Annotated in this window: 14 protein-coding genes and 1 pseudogene; 10 read left to right on the forward strand and 5 right to left on the reverse strand. The window is 43.1% G+C overall.

Annotation, left to right across the window (positions count from 1 at the left end; all coding sequences use genetic code 11):
- Positions 1 to 45: 45 nt before the first annotated feature.
- The gene (locus HBHAL_RS02205; RefSeq protein WP_014641691.1) at positions 46 to 1977 is read right to left on the reverse strand and encodes an ABC-F family ATP-binding cassette domain-containing protein; all 1932 of its coding nucleotides are present in this window, start codon (positions 1975 to 1977) and stop codon (positions 46 to 48) included.
- 166 nt (positions 1978 to 2143) lie between these two features.
- Here HBHAL_RS02205 and moaC point away from each other — a divergent pair, with 166 nt between their 5' ends.
- Positions 2144 to 2629 carry a cyclic pyranopterin monophosphate synthase MoaC gene (moaC, locus tag HBHAL_RS02210; protein ID WP_014641692.1) on the forward strand — a complete coding sequence of 162 codons (486 nt, stop codon included), beginning with the start codon at positions 2144 to 2146 and terminating at the stop codon, positions 2627 to 2629.
- 13 nt (positions 2630 to 2642) lie between these two features.
- Positions 2643 to 3296 carry a redox-sensing transcriptional repressor Rex gene (locus tag HBHAL_RS02215; protein WP_014641693.1) on the forward strand — a complete coding sequence of 218 codons (654 nt, stop codon included), beginning with the start codon at positions 2643 to 2645 and terminating at the stop codon, positions 3294 to 3296.
- Between the two features lie 112 nt (positions 3297 to 3408).
- On the opposite strand, the gene HBHAL_RS02220 is transcribed toward HBHAL_RS02215, so the two are convergent.
- Positions 3409 to 4233 carry an SDR family oxidoreductase gene (locus tag HBHAL_RS02220; RefSeq protein WP_014641694.1) on the reverse strand — a complete coding sequence of 275 codons (825 nt, stop codon included), beginning with the start codon at positions 4231 to 4233 and terminating at the stop codon, positions 3409 to 3411.
- A 250-nt stretch (positions 4234 to 4483) separates the two neighbouring features.
- On the opposite strand from HBHAL_RS02220, the gene HBHAL_RS02230 reads away from it, so the two are divergent.
- Positions 4484 to 5908, forward strand: a complete 1425-nt coding sequence (locus HBHAL_RS02230; protein WP_014641695.1) for an MDR family MFS transporter — start codon at positions 4484 to 4486, stop codon at positions 5906 to 5908.
- A gap of 28 nt (positions 5909 to 5936) precedes the next feature.
- Here the strand turns inward: HBHAL_RS02230 and HBHAL_RS02235 are convergent, their stop codons facing one another.
- From HBHAL_RS02235 to HBHAL_RS02245, 3 genes are read right to left on the reverse strand one after another with little or no spacing between them, the layout of a single operon-like run.
- Entirely contained in the window at positions 5937 to 6482 is a 546-nt protein-coding gene (locus tag HBHAL_RS02235; protein ID WP_014641696.1) for a GNAT family N-acetyltransferase, read from the reverse strand.
- Between the two features lie 23 nt (positions 6483 to 6505).
- Positions 6506 to 6706: a YdiK family protein gene (locus tag HBHAL_RS02240; RefSeq protein WP_041601160.1), complete on the reverse strand. Its 201-nt coding sequence runs from the start codon at positions 6704 to 6706 to the stop codon at positions 6506 to 6508.
- Position 6707: 1 nt separating this feature from the next.
- Positions 6708 to 7418 (reverse strand): CPBP family intramembrane glutamic endopeptidase, encoded by a 711-nt coding sequence (locus HBHAL_RS02245; RefSeq protein ID WP_014641698.1) that lies wholly within the window; start codon positions 7416 to 7418, stop codon positions 6708 to 6710.
- Between the two features lie 306 nt (positions 7419 to 7724).
- Here HBHAL_RS02245 and groES point away from each other — a divergent pair, with 306 nt between their 5' ends.
- The 7 genes and pseudogenes from groES to HBHAL_RS02275 all read left to right on the forward strand — a co-directional run bounded on the left by groES (position 7725) and on the right by HBHAL_RS02275 (position 16814).
- Complete coding sequence (gene groES / locus HBHAL_RS02250; protein ID WP_014641699.1) at positions 7725 to 8009, forward strand: co-chaperone GroES; 285 nt, start codon at positions 7725 to 7727, stop codon at positions 8007 to 8009.
- Positions 8010 to 8072: 63 nt separating this feature from the next.
- On the forward strand, positions 8073 to 9710 hold the full coding sequence (gene groL, locus HBHAL_RS02255) for a chaperonin GroEL (RefSeq protein ID WP_014641700.1): 1638 nt from the start codon (positions 8073 to 8075) through the stop codon (positions 9708 to 9710).
- Positions 9711 to 10137: 427 nt separating this feature from the next.
- A pseudogene (locus HBHAL_RS22095) lies at positions 10138 to 10302 on the forward strand (IS91 family transposase); the annotation flags it as partial.
- Positions 10303 to 10383: 81 nt separating this feature from the next.
- Positions 10384 to 11088: a threonine/serine exporter family protein gene (locus HBHAL_RS02260; RefSeq protein WP_051005617.1), complete on the forward strand. Its 705-nt coding sequence runs from the start codon at positions 10384 to 10386 to the stop codon at positions 11086 to 11088.
- A gap of 18 nt (positions 11089 to 11106) precedes the next feature.
- Positions 11107 to 11553, forward strand: a complete 447-nt coding sequence (locus HBHAL_RS02265; RefSeq protein ID WP_014641702.1) for a threonine/serine exporter family protein — start codon at positions 11107 to 11109, stop codon at positions 11551 to 11553.
- 683 nt (positions 11554 to 12236) lie between these two features.
- Entirely contained in the window at positions 12237 to 15404 is a 3168-nt protein-coding gene (locus HBHAL_RS02270; RefSeq protein WP_014641703.1) for a hypothetical protein, read from the forward strand.
- Positions 15405 to 15482: 78 nt separating this feature from the next.
- Positions 15483 to 16814, forward strand: a complete 1332-nt coding sequence (locus HBHAL_RS02275) for a glycoside hydrolase family 30 protein (protein WP_014641704.1) — start codon at positions 15483 to 15485, stop codon at positions 16812 to 16814.
- Positions 16815 to 16891 lie beyond the last annotated feature (77 nt).

The raw sequence follows: 16891 nt of genomic DNA on the forward strand, positions 1-16891 counted from the left end.
ATGACCTGAGGTGCCTTTCATTCCCTTACCATCTTCTTTGGTTTGCTATTCGTGAAGGGATTCCCATTCTTCCATCAACTTTTCCACACGCTGCTGAGTTTGTGTGCTGCTTTCTGTGAGTTCAAGGGAGCGCTCATGGTCCTGGTAAACCTCAGGATCGCACAGGAGCTCTTCAATTTCTTCAAGTTTTGCTTCCAGTTCTTCGATTTCTTCTTCAATTTCAGCTATACGACGGTTTTTCTTACGCTCTTCCCGTTTCACTGCTTTATCTTCCTGAAAGCTGTTCTTAGCCTGCGGCTCTTTCGTTTGTGTTTCATTTTCCAGTCGTTCGGCTTCTTCAATTTGCTGAAGCTCATACTCTTCCTGCTTTTTATTCACATAGTAATCATAGTCACCGAGGAACAAACGCGTTTCTTCCGGAAGCATTTCCACAACGTTTGTCGCGATCTTGTTAATAAAATAACGGTCGTGGGAAACGAACAGCAAAGTCCCGGGATAATCAATAAGCGCTGCTTCCAGAACTTCTTTACTGTCCAAATCCAGGTGGTTGGTCGGCTCATCGAGTACAAGGAAGTTAGCTTCAAGCATCATCAGCTTTGCTAATGAAAGACGGGCTCTTTCTCCGCCGCTAAGAGCAGATACGGGTTTAAGCACATCTTCGCCCGAAAATAGGAAATTTCCAAGTACGGTACGTATATCTTTTTCATTTTTAAAAGGATAATCATCCCAAAGTTCCTGAAGTACATTTTTCTTCGGATTAAGCTTGGTCTGTTCCTGATCGTAATAACCTATTTGAACATTCGTTCCAAGCTTCATATCTCCTTTAGCCGCTTTTAGTTCACCGAGGATGGTCTTAAGCAGGGTGGTTTTTCCGACACCGTTTGGTCCGACAAGAGCCACCGAATCCCCGCGGTTTAAGTCGAAGGAGACGTTCTCAAATACGTAGGAATCTTCATTATACTTGAAACCAAGTTCTCTTAGCTTCAGGACGTCATTTCCGCTTTTTTTAGAAACCTGAAAGCTGAATTTCGCCGACTGGTTGTCGTCTTTAGGTTTCTCAAGTTTGTCCATTTTCTCAAGCTGCTTCCGACGGCTTTGCGCTCGCTTACTGGTCGTTGCCCGAACAATGTTCTTCTGAATGAAGTCTTCCATCCGCTTAATTTCTTCCTGTTGCTTTTCAAAGTGCTTCATTTCAATCTCAAAATCGGCTTCTTTTTTCTTCAAATAGTCGCTGTAGTTGCCAGGGTATTTCTTAGAAGATTGAAAGGCAATTTCATAAACGGTATTTACGATCTTGTCGAGAAAATAGCGGTCGTGCGAGACGATGACAACCGCGCCCTTATAACCCTGTAAATATCCTTCCAGCCATGATAGCGTGTCGATGTCCAGGTGGTTGGTAGGCTCATCGAGAATCAGAACATCCGGACTGGTCAACAATAGCTTACCGAGGGCTAAACGAGTTTTCTGGCCGCCGCTCAAAGACGTGATCGGTGTGTTCCAGTCAAAATTATGGAAGTTCAATCCATTCAGGACGGATTTAATTTCCGTTTCATACTGATAACCGCCCGCTGTTTTGAAATACTCCTGCTTCCGGTCATAGGTAGAGAGGAGCTGCTGATAGCGATCGGGATCATCCATAAGATCAGGGTCTGCCATATTGACTTCCATAGTTCGCAGTTCATCTTCCAGTTCCTTTAAATGAGAGAAAACCTTTTCCATTTCATTCCATATGGTTTCCTCGGACTGAAGGCCTGTATCCTGAGCCAAGTATCCGACGGTCGTTTCCTTCGGTTTAAAAATATCACCGGAATCGTAGCTCATTTCACCGGCCATCATCTTCAGCAATGTCGATTTTCCTGTACCATTTCGACCGACAATTGCGATGCGATCATTCATTTGTACTTCCAATTTAATATTTGATAAAATCAATTCCGCTCCGAATCGTTTGGTTAATTGATTTAATTGCATGAGAATCATGTCGTTTCACCTCAATGAGATAAGTGTATCGTATCGGGGATTCTTCTAGCAAGATAATGACCCTGAGTTTGTGAAATCTTTAACGTCTAGCCGTTGATTTTTTGTTAGAATAAGAGTAATGTAACTAACAGTAAGTTTGTGAATTTACTCGTAAAGGGGTAAGACCATGTCAGAGTTTACACATTTTAATGAGCAGGGGCGCGCCCGTATGGTGGATATCTCCAGTAAGGGAGAAACCGTTCGGACTGCGGCGGCCTTGAGCAGTGTACAAGTCAACGAAGAAATTTATCATAAAATTACCAATCAGGAAATATCCAAAGGCGATGTGCTCGCGGTGGCGCAAGTGGCAGGGATTATGGCAGCGAAGAAAACATCAGATTGGATTCCTATGTGTCACCCATTGTCTTTAAGCGGAGTCGACGTGTCATTCGATTGGGAAACAGGCAATTCTTATACATTACAGATTCAAGCGGCTGTGAAAACGAAGGGAAGTACAGGGGTAGAAATGGAAGCGTTAACTGCTGCTTCCGCTACAGCTTTGACTATTTATGATATGTGTAAATCTCTTGATAAAGGAATGGTTATCGGGCCGACCTATCTCATGGAGAAAACAGGCGGCAAAACCGGTGATTATCAGCGAGAGAGCCGGTAAAGGAGGCAGAGTCATGGATTTAGAAGAACATACTAAGATCCCACAAGCTACAGCAAAACGATTGCCGTTGTATTACCGCTTTTTAAACAATTTGCACGGCCAGGGGAAAATGCGTGTCTCATCGAAAGAGCTGAGTGAAGCGGTGAAAGTGGATTCCGCTACGATCCGTCGCGACTTTTCTTATTTTGGAGCCCTTGGGAAAAAAGGGTATGGCTACAATGTAGAGTACTTATTATCATTTTTCCGAAAGACGCTCGATCAGGATGAAACGACAAAAGTTGCGCTAATTGGAGTCGGTAATCTGGGGACCGCATTCTTAAATTATAATTTCACAAAAAATAATAATACGAAAATAGAAATTGCCTTTGATGCCAGCCGCGAACGTGTTGGAAGCGAAGTCGGCGGTGTCCGAGTTGAGCATATTGATGATATGGAAGAGAAAATGGGGGACCTGGCCGTGGCCATTCTTACTGTTCCGGCGTCCGAGGCGCAGGGCATTGCGGACCGGCTCGTAGATGCAGGTGTCAGCGCGATTCTGAACTTTACACCGGCTCGGATCACCGTCCCGTCCCATGTTCGTGTCCACCATATTGACCTTGCTATCGAACTGCAGGCACTGGTTTATTTTCTAAAACATTATCCTCTGGATGTGGAAGAGGAAGAATAGAGTAGAGAGACAGTCCAACGCTGATTGGGCTGTTTTTTTTATGGGGCTAAGGATAAAGGGGAAGCTGACTAAAAAGAAAGGCTCAGAGTTCTTCACTCTGAGCCTCATCTACTTAATCAGAAGTTTTTTTCCATTGATTATCAATTAGCATCTTACCCGGCCACGTATAAGCCATTATGCCGCCATCTACCGTAATGTCCTCCCCTGTAATATACGAACTTTCGTCTGAGGCCAAGAACAGCGCAACATTTGCGACTTCTTTAGGATCGCCTAAGCGCCCCAGCGGAGTGACCCACTTGTTGGCTTCGCGGAATTCACGTCCCTGCTCCTGCTGTTTCGAACCGGCCAGTTCATCGATCAGTGGCGTTTCAATTGTTCCTGGCGCAATGGAATTCACACGAATGCCTTCCCGTGCGTAATCAATCGCCATGGCCTTTGTAAAGTTCGTAATGCCGCCTTTAGCTGCGTTATATCCGGAGCGGTCCAGATCAGCCGCCCTTCCGGACATCGACGACGTATTAATGATCGATCCGCTTCCTCTTTCCTGCATAAGAGGGAGTAAGTATTTACTTGTTAAGAAGGTGCCGCGCAGATCGACTGCGATAATTTGATCGAACAGCTCCACGGGATACTCGTGGACTTTTCCACCTTCTTCGTCAATCCCGGCATTATTGAATAAGACATCTATGGAACCGTATGTTTCTTTTATGTGATTGGCTAAGCTTGTTACGCTTTCTTCGTTCGATACATCTACATATACAAACTCGGCTTTTCCGCCGTTGTTTTTTACTTCGTTAACCGTGTTTTGAACGTCTTCTTCGTTCACATCCGCACAGACCACAGTTGCACCTTCTTCGGCAAAAAGCTTAACCGTAGCCTGTCCAATTCCTGTAGCAGCGCCTGTCACGACCGCTATTTTTTGGTTTAGTCGTCCCATTTTTTGAGAACCTCCTTTAATCATTCTCCTACTGCATACCCCCCTTTTTTATAGCAAAAACTCTCTCTATCTCTTTAAAACGCTTCCAATCGGTTGAAAATGTTTTTTTAATCACTGATGTGGAATAATCTAAAAGGATCTTTGAAACGCTCGTGAAAAGAGATAAGCATACACGTGGAGAAACACGATCATCAGTGGTATAGTTGAAAAATAATTCGAGTTCCGAAGTAATCAAGAGAGGAGGCATCTGATGAGTAAACTACCTAATAAATGGCTCGTGGTTGTATCGGTTCTTTTCGGTACATTCACCGTTATCCTAAATAATAGTATGTTAAATCCAATCCTGCCGAAGTTTATTGAGATCTTCGATTCCAATGCGGTGGCCGTGGGCTGGATCTTAACCATTTTCATGGTTTCTATGGGAATGACGATGCCGCTGACGGGTTATTTTGGAGACCGCTTTGGCAAGAAAAAAGTGTACGTCACAGGACTTGTCATCTTTATCGCAGGTTCCGTGTCCGGTTTTTTCTCAGAAACGTTAGCTATGGTGATCATCTCCCGGGCTATACAGGGAATGGCCGGCGGTTTAATGCTTCCCATTGCGATGGCGTTAATCTTTAATTCCTTCCCGAAACATGAACGCGGGCTGGCGGTCGGAGTATATGGGATCGCTGCGATGGTCGCCCCAGCCATTGGCCCGACGATCGGCGGCTTCTTAATCCAATACCTCGAATGGCCCTGGCTGTTCGCCTTTAATATCCCGTTCGGTTTAACAGGATTAATCCTGTCTTCTAAATTTCTGGAACGGACAGAGACGCATCCCGAGAAGAAGTTCGATTTAATCGGGTTCCTGGTTATCACTTCAGGTATCGGTTCGATTCTGTTTGCCTTAGGGCGTGGAAGAACTGTAGAGAATTTATTCGACCCGCTAAACATCGCTTTAATTGTCGGGGGACTGATTGCTGTTGTTCTATTCGTATTCTATGAAAACCGACAGGACGATCCATTACTGAACTTATCTGTTTTTAAAGTACCTACGTATTCGGTGTCCATCATCGTGACAAGTGCAGCTTCGATCGGGTTGTTTTCAGGAATATTCCTGCTGCCCTTACTCATTCAAAACGTTTATGGAATGAGTGCAGTCATGACCGGACTACTCTTCCTGCCGGCAGCGGCTGCGAGCGGTGTATTTATGTCTCTTGGCGGAAGGCTGCTCGATAAAAAAGGACCCAAGTACGTCGTGCCGCCGGGTCTTACGATTATGGCACTTGCGACGCTTGGATTAAGTTTTCTGCAGCTAGGTACGCCTTACTGGCTGATTCTTGCGTTGAACACAGTCCGAGGCATGGGTATGGGAATGAGCAATATGCCAGCGACGACTTCCGGTATGAACTCAATTCCGGAACCGCTTGTAGCACAGGGTTCCGCGATGAACAATATTATCCGTCAGATCTCCTCATCCTTAGGGATTGTCTTCTTTTCTATTTATTACGAAGTGAGGCGCGCGCAGGTATCGGCAGCTCCTGGTATCGATATGCAGGCGGCCACCTTGCAGACATTGAATGAAGCTTTTCTCGTATCTGCGATCGTGCTGCTGATTGCCCTGCCATTTTCCTTTATCTTAAAAGGGGTGCAGGACGATAAAAATACAGACCAGCAAGAAAAAGAAGCCTAATCAAAAAACGCAGGGAAGACAAATTGTCTTATCCCTGCGTTTTTTGATTCCAATCTTTTCGTAAGAGCCCGTACAGAAGCATATCGTAGGCCTGACCATCCCGGAGAATAAACTCCCGGTGCGAACCCTCGTGTACGAAGCCGAGCTTTTCATATAAGCGGCGGGCCGCGTTATTGTATTCAAAAACGGTAAGCTGAAGCCTGTGTAAATTAAGCTCGTGAAAGGCAAACTGGATTAAAAGCTCCATGGCCTCTGATCCATAGCCCTTACCGTACATATCCGGATCACCGATTCCAATCGTGAGCCAGGCATTCTGCTGAGTCCAGAGAATGCCATCAAGCTCCACAAACCCGATAAACTGGTCAGCTTCCTTAATCGCGAAGAGGAAATGGCTGTCGTGCTCGTGAGCTTCATCTCGCCACTTTCGCAAGTCTTCCGCTCGTTTCGGCTTTGCGGGAAGGGCATCCAGATGCCTTGCGTAATCGGTTTTATTGTACCATTTGGTCATGTGATCAATATCATGGTCGTCGAGAAGCGTCAGCCTGACGCGTTCGCCGGTGAGTAAAGCTTCCATCACCATTCCCTCCTTAGGTTTCGTCATTTTTTATTCGACTGGTTCATACGGACATGAAGATTATACAAACGGATCGCTACAATAATATTTACTGTGGCGACACCCGATAAGACAATCGTGGTAGCATTCCAAATCGTTTCCACTGCGGCCTGGGACGCGAGAAACATAAATGCGATTCCCACACCGAAGTAGAGGACAGCCATAAGCAGTGGTGAAGTCCTCATATTATAAAAATCCTCCAATAAAGATGGTTTCCAATTGTTCCTGCATCCGCCGGATATCTTCCTCATCCACGAAATACTGCGTAATGACCACAAACGAGTTCATCGCCATATGAGCAATGATTGGTGTAATAATTCGTTTTGTTTTCACATATAGGAAGGCGAATACAACCCCCATGGAGAAGTAAACAAGCATGTGCTTAAAATCAAAGTGGAAAGCACCAAAGACCAAGGCAGAAACTAAAACAGCCAGAAAGAAATTCGTCCGTTTATAAATCGAACCGAAAATCACCTTACGGAAAATGATTTCCTCGGTAATTGGAGCAAACAAAACCGGTAGCAGAATAAACAATGGTGATTCACGGGCGATCTCCATGAGCCCCATCGTATTTTCCGATCCAGGCGGAATTCCGAAAACTTGATTCTCAATAGCAGCAGCGACACCTTGGGCAAGCAGGGCTAAAATGACTCCGAGAATAGACCAGAGGACGATGCCTCCCGGTCCTGCCTTATCTTCCCGCATCGCGGTTTCTTTCATATCCGGTTTAAGCAGAACGATAATAATGATCGTTGCAGCTAAAAAGCTCAGCACTGACCAGATCGCAATCGCGTCATAATTGCTTAGGCCAAACAACTTGACGAGCGGTACTCCGATCAAGGCAGAGAGCTGGGCAGCGACATACGTCAGAATAATATACCAATAGCGATTTGGCATAAGTGAACGACTCCTTTTATCTATATATATGATGAAAGTTCATGCATGCGATATCCAACAAAGCTTACGCCTTAAAATATCTCACAATTCATACTTTATGTATTTTATCATAGTTTCAAAACCATCCCTAAGGATAAAGGGTTATCGTACATAATTTGTCGAAAAAAGATGTGAAAATTTTCTAGGTTTTCTACTTGAAAAATGAAAGTGAATTGATTATGATAAGAATTGTGTTAGCACTCATGTATCACGAGTGCTAATAAACGACAAAAATTGAATTCAACCTTATCAAGGAGGGTGTCCTAATTGTTAAAGCCACTTGGTGATCGTATTGTTATTGAACTAATCGAAGAAGAACAGACTACTGCGAGCGGTATCGTACTTCCGGATTCTGCGAAGGAAAAGCCGCAAGAAGGTAAAGTCATTGCTGTCGGTACTGGCCGCATCACAGACAACGGAGAGAAAATCGCTCTTGAAGTCGCACAAGGCGACCGTGTAATTTACTCGAAGTTTGCCGGTACGGAAGTGAAGTATGAAGGCAATGAATACTTGATTCTGCGCGAATCAGATGTACTAGCTGTTATTCAATAAGTACAACCATCTCATACTTATAGATGAAGAATCGGTACGATTTTAATAAGGAGGGCATTTTTAATGGCTAAAGAAATTAAGTTTAGTGAAGACGCACGCCGCGCGATGCTTCGCGGAGTAGATACATTAGCAGATGCTGTAAAAGTAACACTGGGACCAAAAGGACGTAACGTCGTTCTAGATAAGAAATTCGGTTCTCCACTCATTACAAACGATGGTGTAACCATTGCTAAAGAAATCGAACTTCAGGATCACTTCGAAAACATGGGAGCTCAGCTTGTGTCCGAAGTAGCTTCTAAAACAAACGATGTTGCCGGTGACGGTACAACAACTGCAACCGTACTAGCGCAAGCGATGATCCGTGAAGGTCTAAAAAACGTAACATCCGGTGCGAACCCAGTAGGCATTCGCCGCGGAATTGAAAAAGCAACCGAAGTCGCTACTCAGGAACTTCGCAAAATCTCTAAGCCAATCGAAGGCCGCGAGTCCATTTCTCAGGTAGCTTCCATCTCTGCTTCCGATAACGAAGTCGGCCAGCTGATTGCTGAAGCGATGGAGCGCGTAGGAAACGATGGCGTTATTACAATTGAAGAATCTAAAGGTTTCAATACAGAACTAGAAGTGGTTGAAGGTATGCAGTTCGACCGCGGCTATGCTTCTCCATACATGGTTACAGACCAGGATAAAATGGAAGCGGTTCTTGATGATCCTTACATTCTAATTACGGATAAGAAAATCAACAACATCCAGGAAGTACTTCCTGTACTTGAGCAAGTGGTACAGCAATCCAAGCCGTTGCTACTGATCTCTGAAGACGTAGAAGGCGAAGCACTTGCTACACTTGTTGTGAACAAACTGCGCGGTACATTCAACGCTGTATCCGTTAAAGCACCTGGATTCGGTGATCGTCGTAAAGCTATGCTTGAAGACATCGCAACTCTGACAGGTGGTCAAGTGATCACAGAAGACCTTGGTCTTGAACTGAAGAATACAACCATTGATCAGCTTGGACGTGCGTCTAAAGCGGTCATCACGAAAGAAAATACAACCATCGTTGAAGGGAACGGAGATCCACAGCAAATCGCTTCCCGCGTAGCTCAAGTCCGTGCCCAGTCAGAAGAATCTACTTCTGAATTCGATAAAGAAAAACTACAAGAGCGTCTTGCGAAACTAGCAGGCGGCGTAGCTGTTATCAAAGTTGGCGCAGCTACTGAAACAGAATTGAAAGAGCGTAAACTTCGCATCGAAGACGCCCTGAACTCTACGCGAGCAGCTGTAGAAGAAGGAATCGTTGCTGGTGGTGGTACAGCTCTAGTAAATATCATCAACTCTGTTGAAGGTCTTGGCTTAGTTGACGATGAAGCAACTGGCGCAAGCATTGTACTTCGTGCCCTTGAAGAGCCTGTACGTCAAATCGTACACAACGCAGGTCTTGAAGGATCCATCATCGTTGAGCGTCTGAAAGGCGAAGAAGTCGGCGTAGGATTCGATGCAGCTACCGGCCAGTGGGTTAACATGGTCGAAAAAGGTATCGTAGACCCTACGAAAGTAACGCGTTCTGCACTTCAAAACGCAGCTTCCGTAGCCGCTATGTTCTTGACTACTGAAGCCGTAGTTGCTGATAAGCCAGGCGAAGATGACAACGCTGGCGGCGGCATGCCTGACATGGGTGGCATGGGCGGAATGGGCGGCATGATGTGATAGCCCAAACCCCTGCTACCATAGGGTTTGAGAACAATTTGACTGGATATTGACTGGTTTTAAAAATCGTTTACTAAATCTACGAGCCTCTCAAGAGTTCATAAACTTTTGAGAGGCTTTTCTTTTATTTTTAAATATGAGCCTGGGTTACAAATTACATTCGAGTTGTTTTATGAAGAAGAAGGGCTATTTGATGTTGAATTAAGGACCTGCCACTGTTCCGAACGCCAACAGAAAAAATAGCAGATATTATTAATATCTAAAGTCCCCATAGCCGAATGGTTTACACATTCAAGAAACCTAGGTGTGGAAAGGGACTAATGCACACCTCTTTTCCTGATAGTTCTTTTATTAGTTTTTGTTCAAAGTAAAGAATGTATAACTTTTGATAATACTACAGCCCTTGATGATGTGGTATTGTACTTGTATGGAGACGAATAAATTACGACGAATTTTCTTTGATGAACATCAACATTGGGAATCCTTTAAGAACAAATATGAAGCTAAGATCCGGTCAGTCGTGCAAAAGAAAGTGGAGAAGTTTCGAGATTGTGGAAATTTTAAAAAGGGTATTAGGCTTTTAGTATATGAATAGATACACTAAACATACTGTAATACGAATTGAGGTGACCGAGTGGAGCGTACAGAGGACTTAATTGAGTTATGTTTATTAATGGGGAAGATCATGCAACAAAATGGAGCGGAAACCTATCGTGTGGAAGATACGATGACGCGGATTGCCCAATCTTTTGGACGGGATGAAGCACAAAGTTATGTAACACCTACTGGGATTATGTTTACGATTAGCCCTGGGGCCCCTGCAAAATTAGTAAGAGTTTCAGCACGAGAGACAAATCTAGAAAAAGTAAAGCTCGCGAATAACGTCTCTAGAAAAATTACAAATGGAGACATGTCTACTCACGTAGCGTATAAAGAGCTTAGAAAAATTGAAACCAGTCCTACAGATTATACTATACTCATGCAGATCATCGCTGCCACGTTAGCGAGTGGTTTCTTTACTCTCATGTTTCAGGGAAGTTGGTACGATTTCCTGCCAGCCTGCATAGCAGGAGGGCTGGGATTTATTGCATTAATGAACTTTATTCGATTATTTGAAATTAAATTTGTTGCTGAATTCGTTGCTTCGTTGTTGATTGGTTTTACAGCCTTTTCCCTTTTTTCATTAGGTATTGGGAAGGAAGTTGATAAGGTAGTTGTTGGTTCTATCATGCCCTTGGTCCCTGGCCTGCTCATCACCAACGCTGTAAGGGATTTGATGGCAGGTCATCTTATCTCAGGACTCGCCAAGGGGGCGGAGGCTTTTTTAACGGCTTTTGCAATTGGGGCAGGTATTGCTGTTATGTTTGCACTATTTTAGAGATCGTGAGGAATGACTATGTGGATTGAATATGCCATAGCAAGCTTTTTTGCATCAGCTGCCTTTGGAATCATCTATCAGGCGCCAAGAAATACGCTCGTCAAATGTGGTCTCGTCGGCATGGTTGGTTGGATGATTTACGCATTCTTAGTATGGAAAGAAGTCGACAGTGTCCCGGCTACACTCATCGCCTCCTTTGTTATTGCCCTGGTCAGCCAGGCGCTGGCAAGGAGATTCAAAACGCCTATGATTATATTTAGCGTACCAGGGATTATTCCTCTCGTACCAGGAAGTCTCGCTTATGACGCGATGCGGAACTTTGTACAAAATGACTACAGCGCCGCTATCTCTATTGCAGCGAAAGCTTTTATGATATCCGGTGCCATTGCATTTGGGCTCGTGTTCTCGGAAGTGCTTAACCAGATTATAAAAAAGATGAGGCAAACAAAAGCGCAATTGAGGTAATTGGTGAGCCTCACTTGCGCTTTTGTTCGTCTTTATAATCCACCTGGATTATGACTGGATACAGTTCATAAAGTGTTTATAGTTATTGTATTTTATAAATTAACTTTGCGATGGAAACCATAGTATAATTAGGTTTTGTAGGTCTTATTATTGTCCTATTAAATAGCTGAGTGAATGGGCGGCATGATGTAATACCGCTCAACCACCTCTTATTATAGGATTTAAAGCTCTTCACTAACCCTGAATAGCCAATAATTTCTCTTTCATCAGATTCTTTGCCTGTCCAAATTAATAACAGCAGTTGAGTCCAGCGTATTAATGGGATTCTTGAGGTATTCTTCTCTAAATATATCATTAGTAGTATATCCGCAGGGTCTGTTAAAGGATAAGATGTGTTACAATATTATCGAAACCGCTTTCGTAAACTTTTGATAAGAAGAAAGAGGAGGTGAAGGATGCTTACCTTCACCTTCTTCCTACATAAGAAAAAGGCTTTTTTCTGCATTTACAAAAGGTAATGAGCTTGTGGCATATGGAAGTTATTCGGAAGATGCGAAATCAAGCTTTCTTTCGATAGGCGGGTTCATTGTGTGGGACAGTGGCAGGTGGGGCTTAAAACTCCCCGGTTTTAAATGGTAACCATATTATTATAAAGCCATTAAAGAATAGAGAGGGGTTCATTCATGGTAAATTATGCGTTTAATGAGGAAAAGTATTTTGTTATAGAAGAATTTGATCGGGCTAAGACGTTTTCAAGTTTTTTACCGGGCATAGCTGGATTGTATGGGGTTCCGATGTGGGCGTTTTATGTGAACAGAGGGCAAGGTATGGTGAGTTTCGGGATTCAAGATAAAAATAGTGCGATCACAGAGTTTTTTCCAGCCAATCAGGCTTATGAGCGCGTTTCAACCAATGGATTCCGCACTTTCATCAAAGTTCAGCGTAACCATGAAAGCTTACTATTCGAACCATTTAATACGGATTCGAAACAAACCGTAAGCAGGAACATGTATATAAAAGAAAACGAACTCATCATAACAGAACGAAACGAAGATTATGGAATTCATACGAACGTGACTTATTTTACGTTACCACAGGAAAACTTCTCAGCTTTAATGCGCAAAGTGGAGGTAGAAAATATCTCGGATGAGGAAATAAGTCTTGAGATCGTAGATGGTTTACCTGCCATAATTCCTTTTGGAATAGAGGATGAAGCTTATAAAGCAGTAGGGAACACACTGAAAAGCTGGATGGATGTGTTTAATGTAGACAATCACATTCCCTATTATCGTGTCCGCTCATCTACACAGGACACAGCCGAAGTGGAGGAAGTCACAAAGGGGCATTTTTATGCAAGCTTTGTAGAGGATGGCTCACTGCTAAAGCCTATTGTAGATGCATCCATTCTTTTTGGAGAAAATACGTCGTTGCGCTTTCCGGAAAGGTTTGAAAGTAATTCGGTACAGGACCTTTTACAAGCGAAGCAAATTACGGCAAACAAGGTGCCGTGTGGTTTTTCAGCTTTTTCAAGTGTTCTATCCCCGAATGAATCAACGAATTTACGTACGATGATTGGTCACGTTAATGACCTTACTATTTTGGAAGAGAAGCAATCTGAAATTAGTTCAGCCGCTTATTTTGATAGAAAGTATAAGGAAGCACAACAGCTTGTGGAAGAATTAACAAGCGATGTCCATTCTAATACCGGAAGTGACATGTTTGATGCATATACGAAGCAGAGCTATTTAGATAACGTACTACGTGGTGGATATCCAATTTTACTAGAGAATAACAAAGAGCCGTTTCTCTATTATGTCTATTCTCGTAAACATGGGGACCTGGAACGAGATTACAATTTCTTTTCTGTGGCACCGGAGTTTTTCTCACAAGGGAATGGAAACTTTCGGGATGTGAATCAAAATCGCCGGAATGACGTCTTCTTCAAGCCGGAAGTGGGAGATTACAATATAAAACTATTTATGAGTTTGATCCAAGCAGATGGTTATAACCCACTAGTTGTAAAGGGAGCACGCTTTGAGGTGACCGAACAGGGAGACTGGTCATGGTTACAAAGGCTGTTCACCCGTAAGGATGATTTCGAATATATGAGAAACCTGTTGGAGATGTCGTTTACACCAGGAGCGATCATGCAATCGGTTGTGGACCGAAAGATAAGTTTGGAAGTCTCGCCGGAAGCGTTTTTAAGAACAGTACTTTCTCATAGTACACAGGAAATCGACGCAGAGTTCGGGGAAGGGTACTGGGTAGATCATTGGACGTATAACTTAGATTTGATCATTAATTACCTAAAAGTATATCCAGATCAAAAACAACATTTATTGTTTCATGATCGTTCTTATCGTTATTTTCAAAGTCCAGCTTTCATCAATCCGCGTTCAGAAAAATATGTATTAGCAGGCGATAAGGTTCGTCAGTATGGGGCTCTCACTGAAAGCCATGAAACAACGGATGGAAACTGGTTGAAGACAAAGGACGGACAAGTATATGAAAGCACCCTGTTTTCGAAACTGTTTTCATTGGCACTAATGAAATTTGCTACACTAGACCCTTATGGTATGGGAGTTGAAATGGAGGCGAATAAACCTGGATGGAATGATTCCATGAATGGACTTCCAGGCATCTTTGGTTCAGGGATGAGTGAAACAGTAGAGTTGAAGCGATTACTTCAATTTTTGGTGGATTGTGAGCATAAAGAGAATACGGTTTTACCAGCTGAGGTCTTGACTATGGTACAAGAGATTAAAGAAGCGTTACAGCAAAACCTCTCCTCCTTTGAATACTGGGATACTCTATCAACAGCTAGAGAATCTTATCGAGAAGCGATTAAGTATAATCTAGATGGAAAAGAAGAATCGATATCAGCTACTGAGGTACAGGAACTGCTTCAGTTATTTATGGAGAAAGTAGATGCTGGAATAGAAAAGGCGAAAGAGCTTGGCGACGGTCTGGTTCCTACGTACTTTTATTATGAAGCGGATCAATTTGAGGTTCAAAGGGACGCGGAAGGTCAAGTTAAGAAGAATCAAAAAGGCTATTCGCTTGTCGATGTTCAACGTTTCCAGGTTCATGTACTTCCTCACTTCTTGGAAGGACCGGCACGAGCATTAAAAGGAATGAGTGCTCAAGAAGCAAGGGAACTGCACCAGCAGGTACGTCAATCTGATATATATGACAAACAGCTAGGCATGTATAAGACCTCCACGTCATTAGAGGACATGAGCTATGAGCTTGGCCGTGCAAGAGCATTTACCCCAGGGTGGTTAGAGCGGGAGTCTGTATTCATGCACATGGAATTTAAATATTTATTAAGTCTGTTAAGTGCGGGGCTATATGAAGACTTTTTTGAAGATTTGAAGAACGCATTACCACCATTTATGGATCCATCGGTATATGGAAGAAGTACCTTAGAGAACTCTTCCTTTATCGCAAGTAGCGTAAATCCTGATGAAAGCATGCATGGTAGAGGGTTTGTGGCACGATTAAGTGGAACAACGGCTGAGTTTTTGTCCATATGGCAAACCATGATGACCGGTAAAAGTATGTTTTCTATTGAAGATGGTGAATTATCTCTAAAGCTTCAACCACTCCTTCCAGAATGGCTGTTTGATGAACAGAACCAAGTAAGTTTTACATTCCTGGGTGAGATTGAGGTTACTTATCATAATGAAAATCGGAAATCTACATTTGATGATAAAGGAGCCAAAGTGACACGATATCTTCTTCATAATGAAGAAGGAACCACCACAGTGGATGGGGAGAAAATTCAAGGGTTGCTTGCTGAGAAAGTTCGAAATAGAGACTTTGAGAAAATAGAAGCTATATTAACGTAAGAGGAAATGATGTACGATTCCATTTTATTTCCTTAGTAAATAGACAAGCTCTTTTATTTGAAATACAGGGGGTCCAACATGGATGCAAAATTGATCCAAACGATAAAAGGTACGAATGACCGTTTAGCAGAAAAGGGAATGCTCCCATTTAAAGAAAAAGGTACAAAGGAAGGACCAACTTTAAAGATAACACCGGGGGAACGCTATCAGACAGTAATGGGGTTTGGGGGCGCTTTTACCGAAGCGGCAGCTTATACCTTGGCCCAAATCTCCAAAGAGAAACGCATGGAAATCATCGAGAGTTACTTTCATCCTGTGCATGGGTTAGCTTATTCCCTTGGAAGAACACACATTCATAGCTGCGACTTTTCCCTGGGAAATTACACGTATGTAGAAGAAGATGATGAGGAATTACGCACTTTTTCCATTGAAAGAGAGCACCAATATGTTATTCCATTTATTAAGGATGCCGTAAAAACAAGAAAAGAGGATCTTACCATTCTTTCCTCCCCATGGAGTCCTCCTGCGTGGATGAAGACAAATAATGAAATGAATAATGGTGGAAAGCTTTTACCAGAGTATCAGAGCGCTTGGGCACTTTATTATAGTAAGTATATAAAGGCCATGGAGGAAGCGGGGATTCCTATTTGGGGAGTTACGGTTCAAAATGAACCAGATGCCACTCAAATTTGGGATTCTTGTCGTTACACAGCAGAAGAAGAGCGTGATTTTGTACGGGATTACTTAGGGCCAACTCTAGAAAAAGAGGGACTGGACCATAAAAAAATCGTAATTTGGGACCACAATCGCGATATTGCCTATGAGCGAGCGAGCACGGTTTTGTCTGACCCTGAAGCGGCTAAATATATCTGGGGTACAGGGATCCACTGGTATGTTAGTGAGGAATTTGAAAATCTAACTAAAATTCATAATGATTTTCCAGATAAACACATTATGTTTACAGAAGGATGTATAGAAGGTGGCGTTCAGTTAGGAGCTTGGCACACAGGCGAGCGATATGGACGTAACATTATAGGGGATTTGAATAATTGGCTGGAAGGGTGGATCGACTGGAATCTGGTCCTGGATGAGCAAGGTGGGCCGAACCACGTTGGGAATTATTGTGATGCTCCAATTATTGTAGATACAAAGAAGGAACAAGTGCACTATAATAGCTCGTATTACTATATTGGCCACTTTAGTAAGTATATTAAGCCAAATGCCGTAAGAATTAAGCATGAAATCGAGCATCCTGCGTTACAAGTGGTTGCTTTTCAAAATGAAGATGATTCCATAGTTGTGGTAGTCATGAACGAAAAGGATGAATTTGCAGAAACAAACCTGGTGTTAGGAGATCAAGCCTGTCATGTAGAGTTTCCATCCCATTCCATTTCCACGTTAGTGATATAAACTGAAATAAGGACGCCGTATATTTAGTTGATCTCACTCGTATTGGGGTAGAATTAGAGATTGCTATGGGTGAAGGC

It is taken from the genome of Halobacillus halophilus DSM 2266 (genome assembly GCF_000284515.1).
GTDB lineage: Bacteria > Bacillota > Bacilli > Bacillales > Halobacillaceae > Halobacillus > Halobacillus halophilus.